The sequence below is a fragment of the Streptomyces durbertensis genome (assembly GCF_014156695.1).
Classification (GTDB): domain Bacteria; phylum Actinomycetota; class Actinomycetes; order Streptomycetales; family Streptomycetaceae; genus Streptomyces; species Streptomyces durbertensis.
Map to the genome: position 1 here is coordinate 1 of NZ_WMLF01000354.1, position 5,650 is coordinate 5,650.

4 protein-coding genes and 1 tRNA gene are annotated in these 5,650 nt (G+C 72.7%); 1 reads left to right on the forward strand and 4 read right to left on the reverse strand.

What is annotated here, in order from left to right:
- Positions 1-321: 321 nt before the first annotated feature.
- Positions 322-394 (reverse strand) — tRNA-Asn (locus GL263_RS20065).
- Positions 395-559: 165 nt separating this feature from the next.
- On the opposite strand from GL263_RS20065, the gene GL263_RS20070 reads away from it, so the two are divergent.
- Positions 560-859, forward strand: a complete 300-nt coding sequence (locus GL263_RS20070) for a YtxH domain-containing protein (protein ID WP_182857126.1) — start codon at positions 560-562, stop codon at positions 857-859.
- Positions 860-945: 86 nt separating this feature from the next.
- Here GL263_RS20070 and GL263_RS20075 read toward each other — a convergent pair whose 3' ends face one another.
- The 3 genes from GL263_RS20075 to GL263_RS20085 form a co-directional block, all read right to left on the reverse strand.
- On the reverse strand, positions 946-2,700 hold the full coding sequence (locus GL263_RS20075; protein ID WP_182857127.1) for a pyruvate dehydrogenase: 1,755 nt from the start codon (positions 2,698-2,700) through the stop codon (positions 946-948).
- A gap of 188 nt (positions 2,701-2,888) precedes the next feature.
- Complete coding sequence (locus GL263_RS20080) at positions 2,889-4,136, reverse strand: NAD(P)/FAD-dependent oxidoreductase (protein WP_182857128.1); 1,248 nt, start codon at positions 4,134-4,136, stop codon at positions 2,889-2,891.
- A 106-nt stretch (positions 4,137-4,242) separates the two neighbouring features.
- Positions 4,243-5,514, reverse strand: coding sequence for a deoxyguanosinetriphosphate triphosphohydrolase (locus GL263_RS20085; RefSeq protein ID WP_182857129.1), 1,272 nt, complete (start codon positions 5,512-5,514; stop codon positions 4,243-4,245).
- Positions 5,515-5,650: the final 136 nt, after the last annotated feature.

The following is a 5,650-nucleotide window of genomic DNA, read 5'->3' on the forward strand; positions in this document are numbered from 1 at the left end:
GCCGACGGATTATGAGTCCGCTGCTCTAACCGGCTGAGCTACCGCCCCGGTCCGGCGCGTCGGTCACCACTTCCGCGCCGTCTGCCGCAGCATAGCCGCTCATACGATCTCCCGCCCGCATGGGGCCGTGCTGCACCTGCGAGGACATCGATCCTGGCGCGGTCGGTTCCCGCTGTGGCGGGGGAATCTCCCGGCCTCGGCGTGGCGCCGTCGGGAGCGGCGCCACGGTCGGCCGGGGGCCGATGGGGTGACAGCAGGGGCGGCAGGGGCAACCGGCGGCAACAACGAAGGGCCCCGCTGGCGGGGCCCTTCCGATGCGCGCTCCCCCGACTGGACTCGAACCAGTAACCTGCCGGTTAACAGCCGGCTGCTCTGCCAATTGAGCTACAGGGGACTGCCCTGCTCGGGTTCGCCGGCCCGTCTCCGGGGGCGTTCCCTCGCTGCGAGCAATACATTAGCGCATGCCAGGGGGTGCTCTGAAATCGGTATGGAGTGCCGGGCACGGGGCACCCTGGCAGACAGCTGGACATCGAGTGGACATCGAGGGAAGGGCTGCCTCATGCGGCACCGACTGATCTTCGTCGCCGGCATCGCCGTCGGGTACGTGCTCGGCGCCAGAGCTGGTCGCGAGCGGTACGAGCAGCTGCGGGAGAAGGCGCGGCAGATCACGGAGAACCCCGCTGTGCGGAACACCGTCGAGAGCGCGGCGCAGAACGGCCGCCAGGCGGCGAGCCGGGCGGCGCACGTGGTGGGCGAGCGGGTCGGGGACCGGCTCCCGCCGGCTGTGGGCGAGCGGCTGCGGGCCGTGACCGGTGGGCGTTCGGCGGAGGAGGAGGACTGGGGGACCACCAACACGTGAAGACGTGAGGACAAGCCGGAAGAGGGTGGGAAGTCCCTGGGGTCCCGCGTGGCGGGGCCCCAGAGGCGGGTCCGAGCGGCGGGGCCTCAGGGGCGGGGGATGTTGCGGAGGTTGGAGCGGGCCATCTGGAGCATGCGGCCCACTCCCCCGTCCAGCACCATCCGGCCGGCGGACAGGGCAAAGCCGGTGACCATCTCGGCCTTGATCTTGGGCGGGATGGAGAGCGCGTTGGGGTCGGTGACGACGTCGACGAGGGCCGGGCCCTTGTGGCGGAAGGCGTCGCGGAGCGCGCCGCGCAGTTGCTTGGGCTTCTCGACGCGGACGCCGTGGGCGCCGGCGGCCCTGGCGAGTTCGGCGAAGTCGGGGTTGCGGTAGCCGGTGCCGTGGGCGGGGAGGCCGGCGACGAGCATCTCCAGTTCGACCATGCCGAGTGAGCTGTTGTTGAAGAGGACGATCTTCACGGGCAGGTCGTACTGGACGAGGGTGAGGAAGTCGCCCATCAGCATGGTGAAGCCGCCGTCGCCGCACATGGCGACGGTCTGGCGGTGGGGGTCGAGGAACTGGGCTCCGATGGCCTGCGGCAGGGCGTTGGCCATGGATCCGTGGGTGAAGGAGCCGATGACGCGGCGGCGGCCGTTGGGGGTGAGGTAGCGGGCGGCCCAGACGTTGCACATGCCGGTGTCGACGGTGAAGACGGCGTCGTCGGCGGCTTCCTCGTCGAGGACGGAGGCGACGTACTCGGGGTGGATGGGGGTGCGCTTCTCCACCTTCCGGGTGTACGCGCCGACGACGTTCTCCAGCGCGTCGGCGTGCTTCTTCAGCATCCGGTCGAGGAAGGCGCGGTCACTCTTCTGGCGGACGCGCGGGGTGAGGCAGCGCAGTGTCTCGCGGACGTCCCCCCACACGGCGAGGTCGAGTTGGGAGCGGCGGCCGAGGTGTTCGGGGCGGACGTCGACCTGGACGATCCGTACGCCGTCCTGGTGGTCGGGGAGGAAGCTGTTGTAGGGGAAGTCGGTGCCGAGGAGGATCAGCAGGTCGCACTCGTGGGTGGCGTCGTAGGCGGCGCCGTAGCCGAGGAGGCCGCTCATGCCGACGTCGTAGGGGTTGTCGTACTGGATCCACTCCTTGCCGCGCAGGGCGTGGCCGATGGGGGCGTGGACCTTGGCGGCGAAGTCCATGACCTCCTGGTGGGCGCCGGCGGTGCCGCTGCCGCAGAAGAGCGTCACGCGGCGGGCGGCGTCGACCATCTCGGCGAGCCGGTCGACCTCGGCGTCGCCGGGGCGGACGCTGGGCCGGGTGGTGACCAGCGCGTGTTCCTCGGCGCGTTCGGGGGCGGGCTGGGCGGCGATGTCGCCGGGGAGGGCGACGACGCCGACGCCGCCGCGTCCGACGGCGTGCTGGATGGCGGTCTGGAGGACGCGCGGCATCTGGCCGGGGTGGGAGATCAGCTCGCAGTAGTGGCTGCACTCCCGGAAGAGCTGGTCGGGGTGGGTCTCCTGGAAGAAGCCGGTGCCGATCTCTGTGCTGGGGATCTGGGAGGCGAGGGCGAGGACGGGGGCCATCGAGCGGTGTGCGTCGTAGAGGCCGTTGATGAGGTGGAGGTTGCCGGGGCCGCAGGAGCCGGCGCAGGCGGCGAGGCGGCCGGTGAGCTGCGCTTCGGCGCCGGCGGCGAACGCGGCGGTCTCCTCGTGGCGGACCTGTACCCAGCTGATGCCCTCGGTGCGGCGGATGGCGTCGACGACGGGGTTGAGGCTGTCGCCGACGACGCCGTAGACGCGTTGCACGCCCGACTGGCGGAGCAGGTCGACGAACTGGGCTGCGACGGTCTGCTGCCGGGCCATGGGGTTCCTCCGGTGCGGTGGACGACACCGGAAAGCTACCCGTCATGTCCTGGTTCATCCGGATATGGCGTGCGGGGTGGGCGCGTGCTTCGCTCCGCCGGGCGTGCGCGGATGTCACCCGTTCGGAGCCTCCGCCTGTCCGCGTGGCGGCGGCGCGGCGGCGGCGCCGCCACGCGGGCAGGCGGGGCTCACTCCGGCAGCGGGACCGTGGGGTCGGCGAGGCGTTCGGCGTCGACGGTGGTGCCGTTGCGGATGAGCTGCTGGACGCGGTCGGTGACGTCCCAGACGTTGACGTTCATCCCGGCGAGCACCCGGCCTTCCTTCAGCCAGAAGGCGATGAACTCGGGCTTGCCGACGTCGCCCCGGCAGACCACCTGGTCGTAGGAGCCGGGCGGCGCCCAGCCGCTGTACTCCATGCCGAGTTCGTACTGGTCGGAGAAGAAGTAGGGCAGCCGGTCGTAGCTGACCTCCTGGCCGAGCATGGAGCGGGCGGCGGCCGGGCCGCCGTTCAGGGCGTTGGCCCAGTGCTCGACGCGCAGCCGGGTGTTCAGGGTCGGGTGCCAGAACGCGGCCGCGTCGCCGGCGGCGAAGATCGCCGGGTCGGCGGTGCGCAGGGCCGCGTCGACGCTGACGCCGCCGGTGGCGGGGTCGATCTCCAGGCCGGCGGAGGCGGCGAGCGCGGTGCGCGGTGCGGCGCCGATCGCGACGAGCACGCCGTGCGCGGGGTGCTCCTCGCCGTCGTCGGTGCGGACGGCCAGGACCTGGCCGTCCTGGCCGATGATCTCGGTGATGCCGGAACCGAAGTGGAAGCGGACGCCGTGCTCGGCGTGCAGTTGGGTGAAGAGGCCGCCCATCTCCGGGCCGAGGACGCCGTGCAGCGGGCTGGCGTTGGGTTCGATGACGGTGACCTCGGCGCCGTAGTGGCGGGCGGCGGCGGCCACTTCGAGGCCGATCCAGCCGGCGCCGGCGACGACCAGCTGTCCGTTCTCCCGGCCGAGCCGGGTCAGCATGCCGCGCAACTGGTCGGCGTGGGCGAGCCGCCTCAGGTGGTGGACGCCGGCCAGCCGGGTGCCGGGCACGTCGAGGCGGCGGGGCTCGGCGCCGGTGGCGAGCAGCAGCGCGTCGTACTGGATGGTCGTCCCGTCGCCGAGGGTGACCGAGCGGGTCTCCCGGTTGATGTCGACGGCGGGCTCGCCGAGGTGGAGTTCGATCTCGGCCTGGGCGTACCAGGCCGGCGGGTGGACAAAGACGCTGTCCCGTTCCTTGCCGCCGGCGAGGTAGCCCTTGGACAGCGGCGGTCGCTCGTACGGGTGGTCGCGTTCGTCCCCGATGATGATGACCCGGCCCGTGAAACCCTCCGCGCGCAGGGTTTCGGCGGCCTTCGCGCCGGCCAGTCCGCCGCCGATGATGACAAACGTCTCGTGTGCGTCCACCACTTGGTGCCTCCTCGCTGGTTCCCGGTCGTCCCTGGGCCACGCCGGGTTCAGGGCTCTGTCATGGAGCGTCCCCCATCGTGGCGATCACCGGAAGAGCGCGCCCGTGTCACAGCGTGGCGCGTCGCGGGGTCAGCCGGGCGTGCAGGGAGCGGGCGGAGGCGTCGGTGAGGCACGCGATCTGGTCGACGACGGTGCGGACGCGCGCCGCGTCGTCGGCGGACTGGTGGTAGAGCGCCTTGAACTGCGGGTCGAGGCCGTCGGGGGCGCGCAGCAGCAGGGCGTGCGCCAGTTCGCCGAGGACGATCCGCTGTTCGGCGCGCAGCCTCGCCTGGTCGGGGCGCTGCATCACAAAGCGGTCGGCGACGGCCTTCAGTACCGCGCACTCCAGCCGGGCTTCGCGGGGCACGATCAGCTCGGCCGCGTACCTGCCGAGCGGGCCGGGGCCGTACGCCGAGCGGGTGGCGGTCTCGGCGGCGAGGCAGAAGCGGCCGATGAGTTGGCTGGTGGCGTCCTTGAGGCGGGCCTGGGCGGTGGCGGTGCCGTCGTAGCCGTGCGGCCACCACTCCTCGTCCTGGAGGCGGTCGAGGGCGGCGGCGATTTCTTCCTCCGCGGTGGCGGGCGGCGCGTAGCGGTCGGCGGCGACGCGGAGGACCTCGGCGCGTTCGGGCCCCGCGAGCAGGGCGCCGGGGTCGATGTGGCCGGCGTGCAGGCCGTCCTCCAGGTCGTGCACGGAGTACGCCACGTCGTCGGACCAGTCCATCACCTGGGCTTCGAAGCACTGGCGTTCCCGTGGCGCGCCGGCGCGGAACCACTGGAAGACGGGCAGGTCGTCGGCGTACACGCCGAACTTCGGCGAGAGCGGGTCGGTGGGATGGCCGCCCTGGCGCCACGGGTACTTGGTGGTGGCGTCCAGGGCGGCACGGGTCAGGTTGAGGCCGACGGGACGGCCCTCGGCGGTGAAACGTTTGGGCTCCAGCCGGGCGATCAGCCGCAGCGACTGCGCGTTGCCCTCGAAGCCGCCGCAGGGCTCGGCGATCTCGTCGAGCGCCTTCTCCCCGTTGTGGCCGAACGGCGGATGGCCGAGGTCGTGCGCGAGGCAGGCGGTCTCCACCAGGTCGGGGTCGCAGCCCAGCGCCTTGCCGAGGTCGCGGCCGACCTGGGCGCACTCCAGGGAGTGGGTGAGACGGGTGCGGGGGCTGGCGTCCCAGGCGTGCGCGCTGGAGCCGGGCGCGACGACCTGCGTCTTGCCCGCGAGCCGGCGCAGCGCGGCGGAGTGCTGGACGCGGGCGCGGTCGCGTTGGAACGCGGTGCGGCCGGGACGCTTGTCCGGTTCCGGCTCCCAGCGTTCGGTGTCGGACGGGTCGTAGCTACCGTGCATGTCTCGACCGTAACCGGCTGCCCGGGGCGGGTGCGCGCCCGGACGCGGCGGTGGCCGGTTCGGGTGCGGGCCCGGTGGTGTGGGTGCGGGCCGGATGGCGTGGGGTGCGGGCCGGGGTCTCAGCGCGGGGTCAGGG